At 59.4% G+C, this 19,212-nt stretch carries 15 protein-coding genes and 1 pseudogene; 5 read left to right on the forward strand and 11 right to left on the reverse strand.

The window, feature by feature from the left end:
* The first annotated feature begins 179 nt into the window (after positions 1–179).
* On the forward strand, positions 180–2,396 hold the full coding sequence (locus ACLCGK_RS18390) for a putative bifunctional diguanylate cyclase/phosphodiesterase (protein WP_410952614.1): 2,217 nt from the start codon (positions 180–182) through the stop codon (positions 2,394–2,396).
* Positions 2,397–2,563: 167 nt separating this feature from the next.
* On the opposite strand, the gene ACLCGK_RS18395 is transcribed toward ACLCGK_RS18390, so the two are convergent.
* A complete protein-coding gene (locus ACLCGK_RS18395; RefSeq protein WP_021782310.1) occupies positions 2,564–2,758 on the reverse strand; it encodes a hypothetical protein in 195 nt (64 codons plus the stop codon).
* Positions 2,759–2,889: 131 nt separating this feature from the next.
* Positions 2,890–3,288: pseudogene (locus ACLCGK_RS18400) on the reverse strand (SDR family oxidoreductase); the annotation flags it as partial.
* A gap of 155 nt (positions 3,289–3,443) precedes the next feature.
* Here ACLCGK_RS18400 and ACLCGK_RS18405 point away from each other — a divergent pair.
* The 4 genes from ACLCGK_RS18405 (at position 3,444) to ACLCGK_RS18420 (ending at position 6,337) form a co-directional block, all read left to right on the forward strand.
* Positions 3,444–3,707 carry an NIPSNAP family protein gene (locus tag ACLCGK_RS18405; protein WP_410952628.1) on the forward strand — a complete coding sequence of 88 codons (264 nt, stop codon included), beginning with the start codon at positions 3,444–3,446 and terminating at the stop codon, positions 3,705–3,707.
* A 229-nt stretch (positions 3,708–3,936) separates the two neighbouring features.
* A complete protein-coding gene (locus ACLCGK_RS18410) occupies positions 3,937–4,731 on the forward strand; it encodes a substrate-binding domain-containing protein (protein WP_410952615.1) in 795 nt (264 codons plus the stop codon).
* A gap of 479 nt (positions 4,732–5,210) precedes the next feature.
* Positions 5,211–5,789 (forward strand): NAD(P)H-dependent oxidoreductase, encoded by a 579-nt coding sequence (locus tag ACLCGK_RS18415; protein WP_039612922.1) that lies wholly within the window; start codon positions 5,211–5,213, stop codon positions 5,787–5,789.
* Between the two features lie 164 nt (positions 5,790–5,953).
* The gene (locus ACLCGK_RS18420; RefSeq protein ID WP_410952616.1) at positions 5,954–6,337 is read left to right on the forward strand and encodes a MerR family transcriptional regulator; all 384 of its coding nucleotides are present in this window, start codon (positions 5,954–5,956) and stop codon (positions 6,335–6,337) included.
* A 69-nt stretch (positions 6,338–6,406) separates the two neighbouring features.
* On the opposite strand, the gene ACLCGK_RS18425 is transcribed toward ACLCGK_RS18420, so the two are convergent.
* Genes ACLCGK_RS18425 through ACLCGK_RS18465 form a run of 9 tightly spaced genes read right to left on the reverse strand, consistent with a single transcriptional unit; the run spans position 6,407 to position 19,069 of the window.
* Positions 6,407–9,016 (reverse strand): efflux RND transporter permease subunit, encoded by a 2,610-nt coding sequence (locus ACLCGK_RS18425; RefSeq protein WP_410952617.1) that lies wholly within the window; start codon positions 9,014–9,016, stop codon positions 6,407–6,409.
* A 33-nt stretch (positions 9,017–9,049) separates the two neighbouring features.
* Positions 9,050–9,886, reverse strand: coding sequence for an outer membrane lipoprotein-sorting protein (locus ACLCGK_RS18430; protein WP_100413528.1), 837 nt, complete (start codon positions 9,884–9,886; stop codon positions 9,050–9,052).
* A 51-nt stretch (positions 9,887–9,937) separates the two neighbouring features.
* Positions 9,938–11,221 (reverse strand): DUF1302 family protein, encoded by a 1,284-nt coding sequence (locus ACLCGK_RS18435; RefSeq protein WP_023662733.1) that lies wholly within the window; start codon positions 11,219–11,221, stop codon positions 9,938–9,940.
* Between the two features lie 2 nt (positions 11,222–11,223).
* Positions 11,224–11,988, reverse strand: a complete 765-nt coding sequence (locus ACLCGK_RS18440) for an SDR family NAD(P)-dependent oxidoreductase (protein WP_023662732.1) — start codon at positions 11,986–11,988, stop codon at positions 11,224–11,226.
* Complete coding sequence (locus ACLCGK_RS18445; protein ID WP_023662731.1) at positions 11,985–12,722, reverse strand: SDR family NAD(P)-dependent oxidoreductase; 738 nt, start codon at positions 12,720–12,722, stop codon at positions 11,985–11,987. Before ACLCGK_RS18445 ends, ACLCGK_RS18440 begins: the two co-directional genes overlap by 4 nt.
* A 9-nt stretch (positions 12,723–12,731) precedes the next feature.
* Entirely contained in the window at positions 12,732–15,602 is a 2,871-nt protein-coding gene (locus ACLCGK_RS18450) for an aminotransferase class III-fold pyridoxal phosphate-dependent enzyme (RefSeq protein ID WP_031325564.1), read from the reverse strand.
* Between the two features lie 43 nt (positions 15,603–15,645).
* Positions 15,646–16,851, reverse strand: a complete 1,206-nt coding sequence (locus tag ACLCGK_RS18455) for a beta-ketoacyl synthase N-terminal-like domain-containing protein (protein ID WP_410952618.1) — start codon at positions 16,849–16,851, stop codon at positions 15,646–15,648.
* The gene (locus ACLCGK_RS18460; RefSeq protein ID WP_039612915.1) at positions 16,848–18,146 is read right to left on the reverse strand and encodes a beta-ketoacyl-[acyl-carrier-protein] synthase family protein; all 1,299 of its coding nucleotides are present in this window, start codon (positions 18,144–18,146) and stop codon (positions 16,848–16,850) included. Before ACLCGK_RS18460 ends, ACLCGK_RS18455 begins: the two co-directional genes overlap by 4 nt.
* Positions 18,143–19,069: a beta-ketoacyl synthase gene (locus ACLCGK_RS18465; protein WP_410952629.1), complete on the reverse strand. Its 927-nt coding sequence runs from the start codon at positions 19,067–19,069 to the stop codon at positions 18,143–18,145. Before ACLCGK_RS18465 ends, ACLCGK_RS18460 begins: the two co-directional genes overlap by 4 nt.
* Positions 19,070–19,212 lie beyond the last annotated feature (143 nt).

The following is a 19,212-nucleotide window of genomic DNA, read 5'->3' on the forward strand; positions in this document are numbered from 1 at the left end:
CAATTCAGCCGCATGCGCGCCATCTGATACGATCTTTTATCGATCACCTGAGCCTTTTTCGTGACAGGCCCACTGCTTTATAAGATTTCGCGATCGGGGGCGATCGGACTGCGCCCAGCACTCACTTCTGCAGACGCTCAGGGAACCGGAAGGCCTCGCAAGCACTCAGGAATCCCACCATGAACACCTTCTGCACGAGCTATCACAGCATGGCGCTTCCCGAGTCTCAGCGCGACATACTCGGTATGATCGCGACCAATCATCAACTGCACGACATCCTCACCGCCATCTGCTTGATGATCGACGCCCAGGATCCCGGTACGCTGTGTTCCATACTGCTCACCGATGCCCAAGGCAAGCATTTGCTCAAAGGTGCCGCGCCTGGCCTGCCGCCTGCATACAGCGAGGCGATCCATGGCATGCCCATCGGTCCTCAGGAAGGCACGTGTGGCACGGCTGCATTCCGGCGCGAGCTGGTGGTGACCGCAGATATAGCCCGGGATCCAAGCTGGGAGCGTTTTCGCAGCCTGGCGCTAGGGTACAATCTGCGCTCCTGCTGGTCGTTGCCATTACTCTCGCATCAGGGCTCCGTACTTGGGACATTTGCGCTGTACCAAGATCAGGCGATTGCGCCAAGCGAGATGCAGATCCAAAGGTTGACCTGCGCGGCGCAACTGGCTGCCATTGCTATCCGGCATGAGCGTGACGGCCAACGCCTGGAGGAAAGTGAACAACGGTTTCGCTCATTGTTCACCTACAACCCCAACCCGGTTTTCGCCCTCGACATGGCGGGCAACATCCAGAGTGTGAACCCGGCTGGCCTGAAGCTTAAAGCTGGCGCGGCAACTGATCTTGTCGGTCAACATTTCTCCCACCTCGTTTTCGAAGAAGACCTGCCGCGAGTGAATCAGCATTTTTCCGCGGCCCGCGCCGGTGAGCCGCAGCGATTCGAGGCAAGGGTGCGCGACGAGAGCGACGACAAGCAGTTGACCATGGATATCGCAAACCTGCCGATCATGGTAAATGGAGAGATCGTCGGGGTATTCGGTATCGCTCGGGATATCAGCGAGCAGAAGCATTACGAGCGCCAGCTGAGTATCAGTGCCAGCCATGACGGGCTGACCGGTTTGCTTAACCGCCTGTCCCTGGAAGACCGGCTTGTCCTAGAGTGTCGCAGCAGCCTTCAACGTAAGCGTCAACTGGCGGTCATGTACATCGACCTGGATGGATTCAAATCCATCAACGACTCCATCGGGCACTACTTCGGCGATCAGGTGCTGATCGAGGTGGCACAGCGCATGACCCAGCAAGTCCGTCCGGCTGATGCCGTCGTGCGCATGGGCGGCGATGAGTTTGTCGTTCTGCTGACGGACCTGCTTCGTGACGAAGACGTTGTCCCGGTGGCCGAGCGACTGCTGGAAAGCATTGGCAAACCCTACTGTATCCAGGGCATTGACCTGCACGTCAGTGCAAGTATCGGTATTACGCTAAGCGATGGTCACCTCGAACAGCCGATGCAGCTGATCCAGCAGGCTGACATGGCCATGTACAAAGCCAAGCAACAAGGTAGGAACAACTTTCAGTGGTACACCAGCGATCTTAACGATCGAGTTTGCGAGCACCGAAGCCTACGTAATGACCTACAAAAGGCTATCGAAACTCAATCGTTCAGCCTGCATTATCAACCGCAAATAGAGGCCCACACGCGTCGGGTGGTCGGAATCGAAGCGTTGTTGCGTTGGACGCATCCGATCAAAGGATACATCTCTCCAGCGGTGTTTGTACCGGTGGCAGAGGACAGTGGTCAAATTATCCCGCTGAGCCTCTGGGTACTCGATACGGCGTGCGCGCAGTTGCGCAATCTATGTGATCAGGGTTTCAACGGCATCTCGATGGCCGTAAATATTTCGCCGGTGCATTTTCAGCGCGGTCAGTTCGTTGAATGTATCCAGGCAGTGCTGAACAAATACGGGCTTAGCGCAGGGCAATTGGAATTGGAGATAACTGAGTCGCTCCTGCTGCACAACGTTGAAATCGCAATTGAAACCTTGCACCGCCTTAAAAACTTGGGTGTACGCATTGCGCTGGATGATTTCGGTACAGGATTTTCTAGCCTCAGTTATCTCAAGTGTTTGCCCATCGACAAAATCAAGATTGATCGCTCTTTCATCCGGGATATCTCGGCTAACCCACACGATGCAGCAATTACTCAAGGCATTATTTCCATGGCCCATCACCTCAGCCTGTCAGTGGTCGCGGAAGGCGTGGAAACTGCGGCTCAGGTGGACTTCCTGGACCGTGGTCGATGCGATATTTTCCAGGGATATTACTTTGCTAGACCCATGTCGCATGAGGCACTCAGGTTTTTCTTGGCCGATCAGATAACCTATAATTAACAGGTTTATTTAATAACCAAAAGATCGATTCCACTCATGCAGCGTTTTCAGCCTTCGTCGACCAACGTCGAGCAGATCTGATCTACCGGGCGACCGACAGCAAAACCCTGCTGGATCTGCGGCCAAGGGCATACCCGCACCAAGTGCCCGTTCAATCAAAGCAGTCATTAGTCCACGGCCACGTCTGTTACAACGGTCAATACAGAATCCAGCGTGCCATCGGGTCGATAGCAAAATTGCACATGAACGGATTTTAGGGGGCAACAGGGTTGCTGTTCCGCCAACCATTCATTCAGCGCCCCGACCAGAATACGGGCTTCGACGATGGCGTCTTCCGTACCGTCAAAAACCAACATTGCCATGGTCATTTCCTCAGTTTGACGGGTTGATATCCTCTTGCTGCTTTGTGAGCGATGCCCATCATTGGCAGCACCATGGGGGCCCTGGCTTCCTCTATCGAACACCTCCGATTGCACGATGATTCACACCGGGCTTGTTGTTCGAAAAACGGCAATGCGGCCGCGATGCCATACAATACGCCCTTGATGTTGATATCGATCATACGATCCCACTCGTCGGTGCGCAGTTGCGAAATCGGAGAGATCGCCATCAACCCTGCGTTGTTGATCATTACATCGATGCGACCGAATACCTCGACTGCCTTGGCAACCAGCGCAGACAAGTCCTCCTTGCGTGTCACATCGGTCGGATGAGCAATCGCCTTGCCGCCTGCAGTGGCGATCACCGCGACAATCGCGTCCAGACGGTCCTGGCGCCTGGCGCCAAGCACCACAAGGGCGCCGAGCGCCGCCAGATGACGCGCCGTTGCTTCGCCTAGACCGCTACTCGCACCCGTGATGACGACCACCTTATCCTGGATGTTCTTACTCATATTCAGCGCTCCTGTTGAGACCTGTCGGTATGGAGACTGCAGTCTGCGCTGGTTTTATTCGTCAGAGAATGGAAGTGTTAGGATTTGAGAATTCCATTTTCTGGAACGGGAGTTGAGGGCTATGCCTAATCGCATGGAACTGACTCGGATATCAGATCGATGCGTTTGAAAGCTATTCCCGCTCTTGGATTCCAGTAGTCACCCGGATGGGTGGACAGCATCACGGCTACTTCCTCCCGGCTGAAGGGGCAAATAACGTCGCGTATTGCCTCTTTAGCTTCTCCAGCCTTGCCGACTACGAACGGTATCGGCAAGAAGCCGCAATTGATCCTGAATGCGTGCGTTTGGTTGAGGAAGCGTCCGAATTGAAGTTCATCGTGAGCTACGAGAGAAGCTTCCTGCGCCCTTTGCTTGCCTAGTGCTTAGGTAAGCTTCTCCTCACGCCGACCATAGAGTCGGTCTGATCTGCCCGTCATCGCGCCCCTCCGAGTGTCCTCAATGGGTCGAAAACGGTCAGGCGCGGCCTGCTTTCGCCCCATACACGCCAATTGCGGGTGAAAAAGTAAAACATTCTTAATCGTTGATTAATCAAAAGCTTGAGCTTCGCCCCGGTAAGATTCCGCGCCTTTACTAGTGGAGAAAGCTCAGATGCTTCGAATGCTGTTCTGTGCCACCCTCTTAACCACCTCATTCGTCTGCTCGGCTGCTGACGTTGTACAAGGTGGTGAGGAAACGCTGACCGTTCTTAGTTCCGGCGGTATCATGGGCGCTATCCGGGAAGTGGCGCCAGCTTATGAGAAGACATACGGCGTTAAGCTGAAAGTTCTAGCCGCGCCTTCGATGGGGGAAACCCCACAGGCCGTCCCGAATAGGCTCGCCCGCGGTGAGCAGGCGGATGTAGTTCTAATGGTAGGTTCGGCGCTCGACAACCTGGTCGCCAGCGGTCTAGCCGATAAGACTAGCCGAATTGATCTCGGAAAGTCTTTCATTGCCATGGCCGTTCGCAAAGGCGAATCGAAGCCGGACATAGGCACCATGCAGGCCTTGCGCAAAGTGCTGCAAAATAGCAGCTCTGTCGCGTACTCCGACAGCGCAAGCGGCGTCTATCTTTCCAAGACCCTGTTCCCTCGCCTGCAGCTCGGTGACCAGTTCGTAGCCAAGGCTCACATGATACCTGCCGAGCCTGTCGGCGCGGTGATCGCTCGCGGCGAAGCACAGATCGGCTTCCAACAGCTCAGTGAACTTAAGCCAGTAAAGGGGATCGACATCGTTGGCCTGATCCCGGCTGAAGCGCAGAAAATGACGATGTATTCTGGCGCTGTCGTCACCAAGAGCCAGCATCACGCCGCAGCCCAGGCGCTCCTCGACTATCTGGCATCGCCACAAGCCGACGCAGCGATCAAAGATAGTGGCTTGACGCCGCTACCTCATGCAGCAAGCTGACTGCGAGCGCAGACATCGAAACTGGGGCTTGGCAAAGCACGAAGATTTTGCCGCAGTCTTCGCTCTGCGAGCGTCTGCAATGGGTCGATAGCAGCCGTTCGTGAATGCATTCCCAAACGGACCCAGCCCTGCCCCGTTATCGGCCACACAACCGTGGAGGCACACTAAGGTCCAGCGAGGGCCTGTTCGAAAGCTGTCAGAAATCGCCGTTCTCGATCGCGCATTCTGATGAGGGTATCGAAGGGTATTTCTGGGGGTACATTTCTGCTTCCATCAAGCAAAAATGCCGCCACAGAGCCCTGTCCAAATGTTCTTCGGGGGCCCCTGACACATTACGTTCCTGCGCCCACTCATTCGACGGTTTGCCGGGCTACACCCGAGCGCTGCTGAACTGTTTGTCTCTACCGCTAACCGGCAAGGCTTGACTCTACCGTAAGGGGCAGACTTTACCCTTGGCACTTCATTACCTGGAGTTTGTCATGAAGAGCAAACGCATGCTCGTAATCCTCGGCCACCCTTCGAACGACAGCTTTTGCGGCGCTGTGTCCGAACGTTACGTCGAGGCCGCCACGCAAGCAGGCCATGAGGTGCGCTTGCTGCGCCTGGACACCCTGGATTTCGATCCGGTCCTGCACGATGGCTATAACCAGGTCCAGTTGCTTGAGCCCGATTTGATCGCCGCACAGAACGACATTACCTGGGCCGAACACCTGACATTTGTGTACCCGATCTGGTGGGGCGGCATTCCGGCGTTGCTCAAGGGGTTCTTCGACCGCGTGTTTCTGCCCGGTTTTGCCTTCAAGTACCGCAAGGGCTCGCCCTTCCCGGATAAGCTGCTCAAGGGTCGCACGGCTCACCTTTTGGTGACCATGGACACGCCGCCGTGGTACTACCGATGGGTGTATCGCATGCCGGGCCTGCACCAAATGCGCAAGACCACCCTGGAATTCTGCGGCATAAAGCCCCTGAAAACCCTGACCTTCGGTCCGGTATTGGGCTCCAAGCCGGAACAGCGTGAAGCCTGGCTCAAACAAGTCCAGGCAGTCGCCAGCCGCTGATCGGCCCCGGTCGTGCCGTGCCCCTGCACTGCCCAACCGAGCCTACCTGCTGCGACACCTTGTCCAAACTGGCTTCCAACCCCCTGACGCTTGTGCAAAGATGTCGCGCGCCTGTGCGAGCGCGCGACATCTTTTCGCTTCTGATGCGTCAAAAAGGGATTTTCATGTACATCGGCAAAGCCGCCCAGCTGTCGGGCACCACCGTCAAAAGCATTCGACATTACGAAGAAATCGGCCTGTTGCCCCCCCCGCAACGCGAAGGCAAGTACCGCATCTACAGCCAGCAAAGCGTAGAGCTGCTGACCTTCATCAAATGTGCTCAACAACTCGGTTTCAAGCTCAAGGAAATGCAGGCCATTCTGCAGGATCATCGCGGCCAGGAGCTGCCCTGGGATCTGGCCATGCAGGCCATCGATAACAAAAAGCAGGAATTGATGGGGCAGATCCAGGCGTTGCAGAAAGTGCATGACGGCTTGGTCGAGTTTGAGCTGAGCCTCAAAGAGGCTCAGATGCAATGCCAGTTCGAACACCTGGAAAAAGCCCGCTGAATCCGCACCGCCGCCCCTGAACGGCCATGGCGCCCCGTGCCGTTTTCAACACGCAGGCGCCCCAGCGATTTAGCCTGGCACAGCCTCACCCCGCGGCTGCTCGCCCTCTTGCACTGCTGGTTGCGGCACAATCGAGGCAAAGAACCACGGCGAAATCAGCGTGACCAACAAAATGGTCATGAAGCCACTGGATGACAGCGCCAGTATCACCAGTACACCCAGGTCAATGACGGGTTTGTAGGCGGAGAACAGCAGCGCGACAAAGCCCATCGAGAAGATCACGACATTGACCACCGTCGAACGCCCGACGCCCTGCATGGCCGCCAGGATGGCCTCGTCGATCTCGGCGCCCTTCTGCACCAGCATCTTGATCCGTGACAGCAGGTGAACGGCGTAATCCACGACGCCCACCACCAGGAACGTCACCAGTGTGGTACCGATGTTCAACTCGATATCCAACAGGTACATGCTGCCGTACACCGTCACCGACGTGGTCAGCAACGTCAGCATGCCGAGGATGCCCAGGCGTACTGACTTGAGCCAGAACATCATCATCAAGGTCACGGCCAGCAACGCCAGCGAGAAGCTCAGCACCTGACCCTGGGTGATTTCCTGCAACACCCCGGTCCATATGTACGGCGTACCGGCATGGGTGACTTGCAGGTTGGCCGGTTTGTTGATCGCCAGCCAGGCGTCCAGTTTATCGAGCATCGCCTGGTAATCGCCCGCCACAGAGGAGGTCATGGTGAACAGCGTCACCGCCTTCGAGTAATCGGCATTGAGCACGTTCTGCAAGTCGGTGCCGCCACCGTTCTCGAACATCATGATGTGTTGTTCGATGAGCGAGTTGCCATCGACATCGAAGGTCTCCGGTTTCCCGTCATCATCGACCACCGTCACCTGCTCCACCGCCTGCGGCACCCGCAGGAAAGCAGGGTTCATGTCGTTGAGCACGAGATTCATGCGCTTGATGTAGGTCGCCACCGAATAGGTGTAACTCACGTTCGGCTGGGCCCTGATGAACTGGTCCAGACGTTCCAGGAACTGCACGGTTTCAGTGGTCAGCGCGCCACGCGGAGTCTTGGTGTCGAAAGCGATCCAGCCCGGCGACGTACCCGCGACCCCGGCCCGGTTGATGAACTCGTCAGACATCCGCACCGGGCTGTCCTTCTTGAAGTAGGCAATGCCCGAGTCTTCGATATCCACCTTGAACGTGAACACCGTCATCATCGCCAACAACGGCAGGGTCACCAGCAATACCGGCTTGCGCCAGCGAATCAGCCAGGCACAGAACACCACCAGATAGTGGGAGATCAGCGACTCTTTGAGTTGCACTTTGCGCGGGACGGCATCTTTGCCCCAGATCGAAATCCACGCCGGGATCAGTAGCAACGAGATGATCAACGCCGCCGTCAGGCCAATGGACATGAACACGCCAAAGTTGCGGATGCTGACAATGTTGTTGGTGGTGGAAATCAAGAACGTCGCAATAGTCGTGACCGTTGTCAGAACTACGGGCGTGACCATCAGGCGCTGGGTTTCACGGTTGGCTTCGCGGAAAGACTTGCCCGAATTGAGCTGTTCGTAATACTCGGCCATGACGTGGATCGCATCGGCACAACAGATGGTGAACAGGAACACCGGCAAGACACTGGTGAGCAAGTCCATCGGCACACGCAGCAGCGCCATCAGGCCAAGGGTCCAGATGGTGCAGAACAGGATATTGAACAGCGGCAGCACCACGCCAAGTGGTTTGCGAAAGAAGAAAACCAGCAGAGAGGTCACCAACAGGAACACGATCGGGAACAGCATCGCCAGGTCGTGATCGATGATTTCCTGCTGGGCCGCAATGAAGATCGGCATGCCGGCGATGAACACCTCATCGGTGAACTCCGGGTGAGCGGCCTGGTACTTCGCGATGATCTCGCGGACCTGGTGATAGGCACGCAACTGGGCCTGAGCGTCGTCCTGTTTGGTGCCCAGTTCGGCGACGACCATGGCGACTTTCTTGTCCGCCGAGACGACGCCACCAACCATCTGCTCGTTGCCCATGATCTGCGCTTCGACCTTGCTCGGGTCCATATCCAGGGCGTGCAGGGTCTTGTGGATCCACAACTCGCCATCGGTACTCAAGCTGATGTTTTCCAGGTCAGCCATCGAGGCCATTTCCTGGATCGGGTTGAGCCGCTCGGCAAGAAAGCTCAGGAACTGCAGGTCGTGGCTGTCCCAGTGCCGGGCAATCCCATGGTCGCGCAGCGCTTTGGCGGCAGCGTAATCGTTCTGCGAAAAACCTTCGGCGAGGATCTGCACCAGCAAGGCCTGGGCATCGGGATCGCCACTGTGGAGGCCAACGATGCGCTGCAGTTCGACACGGTCCTCATCGTTCGCCAGCATCAGCCGGCGTATGGCCTGGGACAACTCGAACTGCGCGTTCAGCGACGTGGTGTTGAAGACACTCTCGGGGTTGCTCAGCGCCACCATGACCGAGTCATATGTGCCGGTGAACTCACGCTGCAAATCAATGATCGTCTTGCGCGCCGGGTGAGTGTCCTTGAGCAGATACGGATTGGTGTCCGACATCAGCGCGCCGAGGGTGTAGGTGAAGTAGGCGGTGATCGCCACCAGCACGAACACAATTGCCCGCGCATAGCGCTCGACGAAGTTCAGGTATCTTTCCATGAATGAGGGTTCCAGATGAATCGAGAGCGGCGCTTAGCGGGCAGACACGGCGTATTCCGGCAAGTCGCCGGCTTTCAGCCCACGCTTGATCGCGGTCTGCGTGAACAGGCGGTCGTCCAGTGCGACGTTGTACTGCAACTGGTTGAAGCGCAGCTGAGAGCGCGTACCGGCGATGAAGTCTTCGGTTTCGCTGAAGGTAATGCTGTCGATCTGGTCGATGGTTTCAGTCTTCAGAGTGCGCATCTGCTTGAACATCACACCTTTTACATCGAAGAAGTCCTGGCGCAGCACCAGTGAGTTTTTCTTGTCAACCCAGACCTTGAGCTTGTTGTAGCCGGTCTTGGCCAGCACGGCAGGCGTCGCCGGCTCACGCTCGATCACGTAGCAATCGCGGCCCTGCAACTGCTCTTCGCCAACCAGCGTTTGGCGATAGTCTTCGGCGCGAATCTTGTCGAGGTCGGCATAGGAGTAGTCGCTACCCATGAACGCCCCGCGTTTGTCGGTGGTGGAAATCCTTCGGGTCTGTCGGCTGACCGGCAAATACATCCATTGGCTGTCTTCGAGGCCCAGGGCCTCGCGCGGGTTTTCGATGTGGAAGGCGACGTCACGCACATCACTCGGCGCGGAGAAATACATGGTGAATTTGTCGCTGTCCGGGTAATCCTTTTGCAGGTAGCTGAACTCGCGGATGCGGCTGTTACCTTGCTTGTCGATCAGGATCAGGGACACCTGGGACATGAAGCTCTTGCCGTCATCGCGGTCCCGGGCCTGGCGAATGATGTCGTCGGCCGTGCGTGTTTCAGCTGCCATGGCGGCAGCGGTGCTCAGCAACAGTGCGCTTACAGTCAGGGTCTTGAAGATGGGCAACATCGCGATTTCCTTTTCATTGTTTGAGTGGTTCGCACACCGGCACCGGTGTGGTCAGAACAGATAACCCGCGGACAAGCGCACCTGATCGCGGTTGGCGTAAGCACCGAACTGGCGGTCGGGCTTGCCGAAGAACACATCGACTTCGAGCCCCAACTTGAGCCAGTCCACCGGTTTGTAGGTGAAGATCCCCTGAACGAAGCTATCGTCCTGCGCTGGCGGCGACATGCCGAAAACCAGACGGGTCTTGAGGCGATCCTGGAACTGCGAGCCCTCGGCAGACACGGTGAACAGGTCGTCGCGTTTGTCCTGGACCATGCCGGGCTGCCAGTCGAGCAGCCGCTGATGTTGCCACTGCGTCGAGATCAGCCAGTCCCGCAACAGGTAATCGACGCCCAGCAGCGACTTGGTCATCGCCGTCTGGTCGCTGCCGTAAGCGCGGTAAGGATTGGTGACGCGCCAATTGTCGAAGTAGGCGACTTCACTGCGTACCACGATGCTGTGGCCGGCATCGATGGCCACACTGGCGCCGCCCATGGAATAGCGCGGGAATTGCCGTTCGAGGCGAATCAGGCCCTCTTCGGTCTGGCCTTCGACGGCGTAAACCGGGTCCTGCTGGCGGGCGTTGAGGGCAACGAAGCTGACATCCACCGTGCCGATCCGGCCGTTGGCACTGGCGCCATAACCGAAGCCACTGTGACCGTCATAGCCGGGCCGCGAATCGACCACAAACATCTGCGGATCGGGTGTGGCAAAAATCGGTGCATCGAACTCGCTGCCGACGGCCGGCGCCTGGTTTTTCACGAAATCAGTGATCACCAGCGCTTCCAGCTCCCACTCGGCGACCGGCTGCACCAGGCGAATCATCGGCACCGCGATGCGGCTGTCTTCCAACAGACCGATCACCCCCTCGCGATAGTCCAGCGGGTTGATCTGATCGAGCACCCGTAATTCATCTGCACGCCCCCACACCACCTGCTGCCAGCCCACCGTCAGCTCGCCGTCACCAACGTAGAGCCCCCAGTAAAGGTGCCGCCAATCGGCGGTCGCCCGGTAATCGTCCCGGGCTTGCGCACTGTAGGGGTTGTTGCCGTCATAACGGAAGTCGTAACGGGCTCGGCCCTTGGCCTTGTAGTAGCCGCTGTCCCAAGCATCCTCCAGGCTGAACTTGAGGTACACGGCCTTTTGCGTGACCTGGTCGTCACCGTGCAGACGCACGGCCGTGGCAACGCCGATCTCCGCTTCATGATGCTCCGGCAACCACTCGGCGATCGCTACCGGCGAGCCGAGGCTGACCAGCGCGGCCAAAAGGCCGCGGTTCAATCCCAGTCGAGCCATGGCTACATTCCCAACCCGGCACCGCCGTCGATCATCAGGCTTTGCGCTGTGACACCACTCGCCTGCGGGCTCGCCAGATAACGGACCATGGCCGCCACTTCGTCGCCCTGAATGAAGCGCCGCAGGGGCAACTTCTTCTTGGCATTGCGCAGGATTTGCTCGTGGGTGATCCCGGCGATGCGCGCCTGAGCCGCCAATTCGCCTTGCAGCATCGGGGTATCGATCCAGGCGGGCAGGATGGCATTGACGGTGATTCGCCGTGGCGCCAGGTCCAGCGCCAAGGCTTTGGTCATGCCGATGATGCCGTGCTTGGAGGCGCAGTAAGCGGTGTTGCGGACCTTGCCCGCTCGGCCGAGGATCGACGACATGTTGACGATCCGCCCACCATCCGCCATCAGTGGCAGGCACAACGAGGTGACGTAAAAGGTGCCGTTGAGGTTGATCGAAATCACCTTGTGCCAGTTGTCGAGGTCTTCGGGCTCGTTCTCGTCGCAAACCCCGGCGCTGTTGACCAGCACATCGACAAAGCCGACCCGGTTGGCCAGGCCCTTGAACAGAAGTTGCAGGCTGGCCAGATCGGCGATGTTCGCTTGATGGGTTTCGATGCGAGCGGCAAATTCGCCCTCGGTGACCCACCTCTGCAAGGTTGCCAGATCCCGATCAAGCAAGATCAAAAGGTGCTCGGCCTGGGCTGCAAAACTTTCCGCGACGGCGCGGCCAATACCATTGGCCGCGCCGGTGATCACAATCGTGCGTGCCTGGCTCATAGCATTTTCAATCCGCCGTTGACGGACAACACTTCGCCCGTGACGTACAGGCCGCGCTCGGCCAGATACAGCACCGCGTCGGCAATTTCTTCAGGCCGGGCGAACCGTTTGATCAACAGCCGCGACTGGATTTCCTGCTCATGGGCGCCGACCAGGGCTTCGCTCATGTCGGTGCTGACGATGCCGGGCGCCACCGCGTTGACCCGGATGTTGCGCGGCGCCAACTCCACCGCCAGTGCGCGCGTCAATGCTTCTACACCGCCTTTGGCCGCGGCGTAGTTGCTCTGGCCCTTGCCGGGCTTTTGCGCGGCCACCGAACTGAGGTTGACGATGCACCCGCTGCGTTGGCGCATCATGCAGGGCAGCACCTGCTGACAGCACAACAACGTGCCGATCAGGTTGGTCTGGATGACCTCGGTGATGTCGCTCAACGATTGCGCGGCGAGCAAACCGTCACGGGTAATACCGGCGTTGTTGATCAACAAGTCGATACGCTCGAAACGCTGCTCGACCCGTTCAAAAAACGCCTGAATGCTCTGCGCATCCTTGACATCACACTGCACAGCCAGGCACTCCCGGCCGAGCCCTTCGACCTGTGCCTGCAAGGCAGCAGCTGACGCCTCGTCACGGACATAACTGAAGGCAACCTGATAACCCGCGCCGGCCAGGGCCAGCACGACGGACTTGCCAATGCCGCGACTGCCGCCGGTCACGACGGCTATTTTCTGAGTCATGACCGCTCCTTAAAGCGAGTTTTGAGTTTTGAATTGCGCGAGGGTGAAGCCGTGGGTCGCGGCCAGTGCGCGGACCTGCTGAACTTGCTCACGGCTGATATCGCCGTAGGAGCCGTGCTGGCTCATGCCAGACAAGCCCATCAACACCGACTCGGCCATGCACGCATACAGCTGACCTTTTTTCAGGTATGCCCGCACGTTGGGCGCCAGGCCGTCGTCGAACGGCGTCTGGACGATGCCGCCGTGCATGTAGAGCACGTCTTCGCGTTGGCTCGGCATGTCTTGATGAACGTTCAGCGGCACGGCGATATCGCAAATCACGCTGCGCTCGGCGAAATGTTCGGCGCCGAGGAATGGCTGAGGCGCATTGGCCGCGCACAGGACAACCCGTGCGCCCTTGAGGGCGTCGAGATCGTTGGTGACCGTGATGAAGGCGTTCGCGCCAAGGCGCTCATCCACCAGACGGGCGATGTGCAAACCGAGGTCGGCTTTTTGTCCATGTGAGCGCAACAAGTCACAAAAACCATCAAGGCTCAGCAGTCGCTGCGCCAACCGGTCGTGTTCGGCTGTGCCCTTGAGGATCGAACGGGCCGCGTCGGCGTAAATCAGTTGGGCAGTTTTCTCCAGGCGCCGAACCGAGCCGTCACGACCGCTGCCAATCAGAATCAGGTGATCGACGGTGGCGGACAGCACCGAGGCATAGGTCGAGGCAACGTTACCGGCGGCACCAACAACGGCAGCGGTTTGCTCGCGCAGTGCCAGGCCTTGCTGTACACAGCCTTGCTCGATGGCTTCGAGCCCCATGCCGATGGTCAGGGCATTGCCGGACGTCAGCGCCATGTCGGCAATCTTCAGCGCCTGACAATTGTTGGTGACGATCGAGGTGTACATCCCGAGGCCGGCGATGCTGCAGCCATCGGCGCGGGCATCGGTGACACGCCTGCCGACTTCTTCGCGAATGCTGTCCAGGTCACCGCTGAGGATGTACTCGGCCATGGCATCCGAATCCATGCACAGCGGGTACAACGTGAACTCCACCGCCATGCCCAGGCGCGACCGAATGATCACCGGGCCGACTGGCGCAGCGCGGCGTTCAGGCTTGGTGCGGTTGATGAACGTGCGTTTCTGTTCCGGGCTCAGGGCTGCCAGCGAGGGATCGACGTCACCGAGGATATCGGCATCGATCAGGTGGTTGATGAACGCTACCCGGGCGACGACTTCGACCTTGGCATCGATGTTTTCAACGGGCTCGGCCATCCGAAAATCGTCCTGACGGGCTGGCACGGCGGGAATCGAGTCCGCGCAGATACCCGCCGCCAACGGCAACGCATCGCCACGGCGCAGCATGTCACAGACCCGTTGCAAGGCACCGATCAGCCCGTCGATTTCGCTCAGGGTGATACAGGCTGGCGGCTCCAGGCGAATCACGTTGGAGTTGCTGCCCGACGGTGCTACCCGCAACGCTTCGAATTGCAACAGGTAGCCGGCGATCAAGTAACCCAAGGCATCGTTGTACTGGGCCGACGCCTGTACCAGCGAGCTGCTGACACTCAGGTCGTGCAATTCCAAACCCACCAGCAAGCCGCGCCCGCGCACGTCGGCGATCACATCCGGATAGGCCATCTTCAGTTCATTGAGCGAGGCTTTGAGGTAGGCGCCCTTGGTGCGTATGTCTTTGAGCATCGCGTCGTCATTGGCGAACAACCGGCGCAATGCCGACAGCGCGATATGGCAGGACGGATCGTCCTCGGCGAAGGTCGAGCTGTGGATGTAGCTGAACTCGCCTTCGTAGTGGCTGCTGCGGATCACCGTCGCGGCGATTTTCATCAAGCCGCCGCCGAGGGCCTTGGACAGGCAGTAGTAGTCGCCTTGCAGGTTGAACTGGCTGCTGGCAAGAAACGTCCCGGCGCGACCAAAACCTGACTGCACTTCATCGATGACCAGCGGGCATTGTTGCTCGTTACAAAGCTTGCGCAGCCCCAGGTAGAACTCGGCCGCGAACTCGTTGATACCGCCTTCGCCCTGAATCGGCTCCATCAACACGGCGGTAATCGCGCTGAACGGCAGTTTCAGCACGTTCAGGTGTTCGCCGTCCCATTGCAGGCTCAGCCAATGGTGCGTGTGCCGGGCCGGCAATTCCTGCAACTGATGGGGCTGCTGGGGGTCGATGAACTCGACGTTCAGACCAAAACGGGCAAACGGCGCGCGGTACTGGCGGCCATAGGTCAGTTGCACGGTATTGACCAATTTGCCGTGGAAGCTGCCGCGCAGGGCGATGAATACCGGTTCGATGTGCAACTGCGCCAGGTTGTGTTGCCGAACGGCTTCAACCACCTGACGCAAAGTCACGCTGTTCAGGGTAGCCGGCAGGACACCTGCAGGCAGGTCGAGGTCGGCCACATCCAGCTCGCGGTAGGCGCGTTCGCTGGCGGTCAGGCTGGCCAGGGTGAAATCGATGTCGTCGAATTGCTTTTGCAGGCTCTTCTGGCGACGGAACTCCGCGTGCTTGACGGCAATTTCCACCGCCTCCGCGCCACTGTTGGAGAAAGTCGAAATGTAACGTTCGGTGTTCTTCAGTTCGCGATTGAAGGCGTCGCTGAGCTCTCGCCCCAATTGCCCGGCCGCACCGCGGATCGACATTTGTGCGTTGAACGGCACGTCACTGCGCAGCAGCGCACAGAGCTGATCGACAAACTGTGGGTCGTTGTGGCCGAACAGTGCCGCACCATAACCGCCGAGAAAGTCGGTGACCGTGACCATGTCGCCCTTGGGGTTGCGGTAGAACAACTGGCTACCGAGGGCGCGCTGAAACTCACACTCCAGGCCCAGTGCCTGGAGCAAGCCGACGAATTTGGGCCGAACGAAATCGCGATAATCCATGACTGTCATATCCCTGAAAGTAAAAAATAGGCGGTAGTCAGCGTCAGTCTTGAGTGACCTTTGCGCTGTAGAGCACTTGATAGGCGGCGCTGAATCCGTTGTCGTCGCGGTTCAGCACCAGGCAATGCTCAAGGCTCGCGGCGTGGGGCGCGCCCTGAATAAACGGCAGGTTTGCCACTGGCTGCTGCAAACCGGCAATCGGCGGCACGCTTTGGGCCTGTAATGCGCAACGCGCAAGCATCAGATCCACCAGGCTCGGCGCTGCGCTGAGAATGCCGTTTATCGCCAACCCGCTGGTGATGTGCGAGGCGCGCGCAAGGGCCAGCGTCTGGCACAACACGCGGTCTTTGTGCGCATCGCCGGTGCCGCTGCACACCAATAGATCGGTTGGGCTGTCGGGCAGGCTCAAGCGACCGAGGGTGGCATGGGCCGTCATGTCGGCGAGGCACACCTGAGGACCGGCCGGCAGGTCTTCGCGACGGCGCAGCACCAATGCTGCCGCGCCCTCCCCGGCAATGCCGCCGGTGCCCCGAAGGTCAAACGGCAGCAGAGTGTTCGAGCCGTTGGCGCTGATGACCCCCGCCTGGACCAACCCGGACAGCGCCAGGGCGTCCAGTTCGCTGCCCGCACCGACAACGATTGCCGCGTCGATTCGGCCATCCTGCAAAGCGGCCGTAGCCTCACGCAAGGCTGCCAGGTTGCCGGCGACACCTTGCATATAGGCGTTGCACTCACCCACCAGTTTCAGCGCCAGGCTGGTGACACCGAGCAAGCAGTTGCTCAAGCCTTTGAGCACCAGAAAAGGGTCCTGGGCACGGTCTTGCAGGATCCGTTTGGCGAACGCCGCCATGTCGGCGACGCCGTCCTGCCGACAGCCGAGCAACAACTCGGCATAGGATTCCAGAGACGGATGGGTGTAGCCGCCCTGACAGCAATACAAACCGAAACGGACATCCGCCTGCTCATCGGCCAGGCCTGCTTCTGCCAACGCCTGACGTACCGCGCTGACACCCCAGATCACTGCCGGCGTGCAGTAACGCTGAAGGTTTTGCGCAAGGTCTTGTCGGCTGCGTTGGTGGTCCTGATCCTGAATTTGCCCGAACGCCACCACGCGTTCGCTGCTGAACCTTCGGGCGTTCAGCGCCGTAATTGCACTGCGCCCCTCGTTCGCAGCCGCCCAGAAAGATTCGACACCCCAGCCGCTGGGCAACACGCAACCCGCACCGGCAATCGCGACCGCCTGTTTCATCGCGGTGCCTCCCGGTACTTGCCCAGCGCCAGTGAAGTGTTGAGGCCGCCGAAACCGAAGGAGTTGCTCAGGGCAACGTCGACCTTGCGCTTGACCGCTTGATGGGCGCAGTAGTCGAGGTCGCATTGTTCATCGGCATCATGCAGGTTCAGGGTCGGCGTGACCCGATCATCCCGGCAGGCCAGGGCCGTGAGCATGAACTCTGGTGCTCCGGCGGCCGCAATCAGGTGGCCGAACTGGGATTTGTTGGCCGTCACCAGCAACCGCCGATAATGTTCGCGCTCGGCGAACAGGGTCTTGATCGCCAGGGTTTCGGCGGCATCGTTGAGCGGTGTCGACGTACCGTGGGCATTGATCAGATCGACCTGTTGCGGCTCCAGCCCGGCATCTGTCAGGGCCGCCTGCATCGCCAGCACCGCTCCCCGGCCCTGCGGGTCGGGTGCGGTGATTTTGTAGGCATCCAGGCTGCTGCCGAAACCCAGCACTTCGGCGTACGGCGTTGCCCCTCGGGCGAGCGCCCGTTCGAGGGTTTCGAGCACGACAAAACCACCGCCTTCACCCGCAATCAAGCCACTGCGATGGCGGTCGAACGGCCGACACAGTTCGGTGCCCCAACGCTGCTCGCTGCTGGCGGCGCCGAGCAGATACAGCGCGGTCATGGTGTCCAGGCTCAGCACCGAATCGGCGCCCCCGGCAATGGCCAGCTCGACCTCGCCGCGACGGATCATCTGGAATGCATTGCCGATGGCCTGGGATGCTCCCGCGCAAGCGCTGCTGATATTGATCACCGGGCCTTCACTGCCGATGCCATCGGCAATCACCCGCGCAAGGCGGTCGTTGCTCTGACACAGTGAACTGTCAGGATCGACCTGCGCCTGTCGCGCCATCAATTGAGCCCAGGACGGTGCCTGCGCCGGGTCATCCGCCAGGCTGAGCAGCATGTCCTGCAAACGATGAGCAGGTGCGCCGGACGCTGACAATACCGCCGCGCCACGCAACTGTTCGGGGCTCAGGCCACTGTCGGAAATGGCTTGGGTGGCCGCGACCCAACCAAAACGGGTGCGTTTTTCCAGCGACAATCCCCAGGCAGGATGGTCTTTCAAGTGTGCCGGCATCAAGCCCATATCCACGGGTGCTGCGTAACGCACAGGGAACGCACCCGCCTCGACGCCTTCCGGTTGCCATGGCCGAATGCAATGCTCGCCGGCCAACATTCTTTGCCACATGGACTGCCACTCGAAACCGAAGCCGGTGACAGCGCCCATGCCCGTGATCACGATCCGTCTGGGGCTCATGGGTAACTCTCCATAGTCTCTGTGTCCGACGACGTTCTGGCCAGCAGCACCGCGCCCCAATGCCCACCTCGGCTATGTTCGAGCAACAGCGTGTAACGGCTGCAATCCAGTGCCCAGGTCACAGCGATTTCGCTGAGCAAGGCACTGGCGCCCAAGTCACCTACCAACGCCTTGGAGTGTTCGAGGGTGTGCCCCGATAGGGTGAACAACGCGGCAATCTGCGGGTCCTGTGCATCGGCGACGACTTGCCCGACATCGCTGAGGCATAGTTTTTCGTTGCTCAAAGCACGCTCGATGACGTCGCGACCAACCGCCAGCCCACGCTCGGGTTGCGCGCTGTAACCACGGGCAAACCCGGCAATGCGCAACGCAGATTGAGCACCGCGGCCCGGCATGGTCGTCAGCAACAGTGCCGCAGCACCTTCGCCGAAAACCCACGGGCCGGGGTTCACAGGTGGGTGTGTAGCGTCACGCAGGTACAACGCCGGGGTGATGTTCGGGCTGCTACTGACGACGACGGCAGCATCGGCACGGCCTTCGCTCAGATGGGCGGCGGCCTCCATCAAAGCATCCAGTCCTGCATTGCCCTGGGAGCAAAAACCGCCCATGGGGCCCTTGCAATGCAAGGCCTCAGCCGCGTGGGCCATGACGCTGCTGTTGAGCATCATCAGCGCATGCAGCGGCGGTGTGTGGGCAAAGAATTGCGCCAACAGATCCGCCGGTTGTGCGCCAATGGCCTGCACTGCATCCCAGCACGAGCTGGGGCCATCCACTTCCGGAATGGCAGCGGTCAATGCGATCCGCTCATCGGGCAGTTCCAGCTCACGCAAGGCCTCGGCGAGGCGGCCGGCGCAATACAGCAGGCGCGCGCCCTGAGGCTCGAGGCTGCGGGACAATTTGCGGTCATACACACCAGCCGGCAAGGCGGGCGCTGCGACGCAACGGGCCAGGCGTGCCGGGTCGAAATCCAGCGGTTGCGCGGCCTGAGGTTGACTGTCACGAGGCGCACATTCAGTACCGGCGGCGTTGAGTACCGACGCTGCAGTGATATAAACAGCAGTTGAAT

The organism is Pseudomonas sp. S1(2024), from assembly GCF_046557535.1.

What these genes read in the sequence shown, in the direction of transcription:
- ACLCGK_RS18445 (WP_023662731.1), bottom strand. Translation starts at nt 12,722, where the DNA reads ATGACTCAGAAAATAGCCGTCGTGACCGGCGGCAGTCGCGGCATTGGC.
- ACLCGK_RS18435 (WP_023662733.1), bottom strand. Translation starts at nt 11,221, where the DNA reads ATGGCTCGACTGGGATTGAACCGCGGCCTTTTGGCCGCGCTGGTCAGC.
- ACLCGK_RS18415 (WP_039612922.1), top strand. Translation starts at nt 5,211, where the DNA reads ATGAAGAGCAAACGCATGCTCGTAATCCTCGGCCACCCTTCGAACGAC.
- ACLCGK_RS18425 (WP_410952617.1), bottom strand. Translation starts at nt 9,016, where the DNA reads ATGGAAAGATACCTGAACTTCGTCGAGCGCTATGCGCGGGCAATTGTG.
- ACLCGK_RS18455 (WP_410952618.1), bottom strand. Translation starts at nt 16,851, where the DNA reads ATGAAACAGGCGGTCGCGATTGCCGGTGCGGGTTGCGTGTTGCCCAGC.
- ACLCGK_RS18410 (WP_410952615.1), top strand. Translation starts at nt 3,937, where the DNA reads ATGCTTCGAATGCTGTTCTGTGCCACCCTCTTAACCACCTCATTCGTC.
- ACLCGK_RS18450 (WP_031325564.1), bottom strand. Translation starts at nt 15,602, where the DNA reads ATGGATTATCGCGATTTCGTTCGGCCCAAATTCGTCGGCTTGCTCCAG.
- ACLCGK_RS18395 (WP_021782310.1), bottom strand. Translation starts at nt 2,758, where the DNA reads ATGGCAATGTTGGTTTTTGACGGTACGGAAGACGCCATCGTCGAAGCC.
- ACLCGK_RS18430 (WP_100413528.1), bottom strand. Translation starts at nt 9,886, where the DNA reads ATGTTGCCCATCTTCAAGACCCTGACTGTAAGCGCACTGTTGCTGAGC.
- ACLCGK_RS18390 (WP_410952614.1), top strand. Translation starts at nt 180, where the DNA reads ATGAACACCTTCTGCACGAGCTATCACAGCATGGCGCTTCCCGAGTCT.
- ACLCGK_RS18460 (WP_039612915.1), bottom strand. Translation starts at nt 18,146, where the DNA reads ATGAGCCCCAGACGGATCGTGATCACGGGCATGGGCGCTGTCACCGGC.
- ACLCGK_RS18420 (WP_410952616.1), top strand. Translation starts at nt 5,954, where the DNA reads ATGTACATCGGCAAAGCCGCCCAGCTGTCGGGCACCACCGTCAAAAGC.
- ACLCGK_RS18440 (WP_023662732.1), bottom strand. Translation starts at nt 11,988, where the DNA reads ATGAGCCAGGCACGCACGATTGTGATCACCGGCGCGGCCAATGGTATT.